The sequence below is a fragment of the Elusimicrobiota bacterium genome, assembly GCA_041658405.1.
GTDB lineage: Bacteria > Elusimicrobiota > UBA5214 > JBBAAG01 > JBBAAG01 > JBBAAG01.
In genome coordinates, this window is the sequence record JBBAAG010000144.1 from 1 (window position 1) to 3,202 (window position 3,202).

The following is a 3,202-nucleotide window of genomic DNA, read 5'->3' on the forward strand; positions in this document are numbered from 1 at the left end:
TCACGGGGTATGGATTTTGTTGAACTCGGCAACCTTATGATTGAACTCGGAGCGTATACCGCGGTGAACTTCGACGGCGGTGGGTCAAGCGCGATGTATGTCCGTAAACTCGGGGGGATAGTAAATCATCCGGCGGATAGTGTCGGTGAACGCGCGGTGAGTAATCATCTTGGGATCAGGTTTAAGGATATAACATCCTGGGATAATCTTAGTATTGAAAAAACAGCGGTCACCGGGACGGAAGTTATCGAAGGGACAGTAGTAGGGATTACAGTATCAAACCCTGTGATAGGTTTATCGTATCGCTGGGCGGATACTTTTATTGATTCTAGCACTGTTGCTTTATGGAGGTTTGATGGTAAGGAATTCCGGCGGGATAAGTCGTTACAACGTAACAGTATTGCTCAATTAACCTCTACGCAAACAATTGAGGCTGTATCCGGCCATGCGATGCTGTTTGACGGGAATAGTGATGCGATTGTTAAAACATCAGCTAACGCTCAGATAATGAACCTCCGAGAGTTTACGTTTGAAGCATGGGTAAAACTTAATGATACTGTAAAACCTGGTGTTATCATCAGCCATCCTGTATGGGGTATGGATGTTAATGTATCAACCGCAGGGTGTCTCACTGCATGGGTTAATACAACGAGTTCAACTGTCACTGGGGTTAATGTCAAACTAGATTATTTGAAGCAGGAAGTTTTTAACTATATCGTGTTTACCGTAGGTAAAGATAGTATGGTTTTGTATGTTAACGGCGAAAAAGTGTCCTCCGCTAAAGTTACGGGTGATCTCATAGCGTTACCAGAAAGAAGTAAAAAGTGTTTTACATTTGGGTCTGAAGAAAAGTGTGTTATCCCCGGGGATAGTTCTACTGTTGTAACTACAAACTTTTTTTCTGGTGTGCTTGATGAAGTAAAAATTTTGAACTACGCAATGGATGCCCAGGAAGTTACACGTAAAATGTTTTCGCCACGGGTAAGGTATTCTGTTGGCCAGGGTAAGGCTGAGTGGACACCCTGGGTACCAGCGGTATGTAAACCCCTGCACCCGGGATGGGATCCTTATACACCAGGGGTCGTATATGCCAACTTGCCTCCTGAGATGAGTAACAATGTTGATGTACAATTCGTTATTGTCGATAAGCTTAACCGCGAAATCATTAGCCCTGTTTATAATATAAAATAGTTGTTGTATTTATAGAATATTGTTATGTATAATTATATTTCATAATGATAAACAACTTCGTTGTTGCAGTAAAAAATGTTGTATGTGTATTTACAACAGCGTTCATAATGCTTGCTAGTATAACTTTCTCTTATTGTTCAACACCTGAGATCGCAGTTAGTAGTGTAGTATTCAATTCTAATATTGTCAGAATAACTTATAACCCTTATGATATTGACGGGGATAGCGTTGCTGTTACTGAATGTCAGTATAGTTTAGATAACGTTACATGGGTTGACATCAGCAGTACTGCAATACTAAACAATACCGCAAAGGTTACTGGGCAACAAACGTATATCGATTGGGTGACGACCGCAACGTTTACGTCGTCATTGACTGACTCCAGCGTGTGGTTCCGTATGAAAGCATGTAACGGCGGGTATGGCAATTTTGTTGTTTCGCCAGTCACAATCCCTGTGGGCCCTGCCGGGCATGGTACTGTGGTTGATAGTACTAACGGATACTTATACATTTTGGGTGGAGATATTGGGCCAAGTGAAGCTACAGATGAGATTTATTACACAAAAATTGGTAATACTGATGAGATCGATACTTTTACTTCCTCACAAGTAAAGTTACCGGTTAATTTACGTGTGCATGGGCATCAGGCAATCGGGTATGACGGGTACTTATATGTTATCTGTGGAAACCTGGGAGGGGCTTGCACAAACGTAATAAATTACGCAAAAATGAATTCATCGGGTACACTGAACTCGTTTGTCAGTTCTACAAATACCTTACCCGTTGAGCTTAACGCTGTTGGGTGTACCATCAGTAACGGGTATTTATACGCTATCGGTGGATACACTTATAACTCAGGTGCTGTTAATACTGTATACTACGCTAAAATTAGTACTGATAATCATAGTGTCGGTACAATAATTACTTCCACTAATACGCTTCCTGTAAGTTTAGGGTTTAATGATGTTGTGGTTCATAACGGGTATATATACAGTATCGGCGGGGGTAGTCATGTTTATTATGCGAAGTTAAATCCCGACGGTAGTATGGATTCTTTCGCTACAGTATCTTCATCTTTGCCTTACGTATTTACTTATGTAACGGTAATTGTTGATGAAGAATATCTTTATATCGTTGGCGGGGTACTTAACAGTACGTATTATACAGACAAAATTTATTACGCAAAATTTAATACTGATGGTTCGCTCAGCGAGTTTAAATTAAGTGATAAAACATTACCTACTGGATTAGCCGCTCACGGAGTTGAAACATTTAATAACAGATTTTATGTTACAGCCGGATGCACTGCGTACAAAGCATACACCAACAAAGTGCGGTACTGTAGCCTGCCTAATTTATCGACTGGTTATTTTGTATCACCATTGTTCGCAATAAATGTTGATACTTCAAACCCAACAAATACTGTGCCTGAATTAATGATTAATAGTGTTACGCTTTCAAGTGAAACTGTAAGGATAAACTATACCGCATATGATTTTAATGGTGATAATATAATAACCTCAGACTGGCAGTACTCAAAAGATGGGATTAACTGGTTGGATATCGTATCCCCTGCAATACTTAATAACTCGTACAAACCATCAGGGGTGTCATACATTGACTGGGTTACTACTCAAACTATTAAGTATGCGGGTAACCAATCAATGTATTTCCGGATGAAAGCTATGGATTATAACTCACTGGGATACGCATCAAGTTTTAGTACGCTGACCTACACACTTCCTGCCGGATTAGTGCATCACGGGTTTTCAAAGTATAATGATACAGTATATCTTATGGGAGGAGTAACTAATTCAACTCCCTCGGAAAGCGAATCAAGTGTTTATAGTAATAAAATATATACAGCTAAATTAAACCCTGACGGGACGTTTAAGTCCGGGTTTTCATTGTCTACCGCAACATTACCAACAGCACGGTATAGCTTGAAAACAGGTGCGTATAACGGGTACTTATACGTAATAGGTGGCGGGTCTAATACTTCCCTATTAAT

General features: G+C 40.2%; 2 protein-coding genes. Both read left to right on the forward strand.

Features of this window, described 5'->3' with window-relative positions:
- Window positions 1-1,191 (forward strand): LamG-like jellyroll fold domain-containing protein (locus WC955_13285; GenBank protein ID MFA5860028.1); only part of this gene is annotated, 1,191 nt, incomplete at its 5' end.
- A gap of 44 nt (window positions 1,192-1,235) precedes the next feature.
- A partial coding sequence (locus WC955_13290) for a hypothetical protein (GenBank protein MFA5860029.1) occupies window positions 1,236-3,202 on the forward strand: 1,967 nt, incomplete at its 3' end.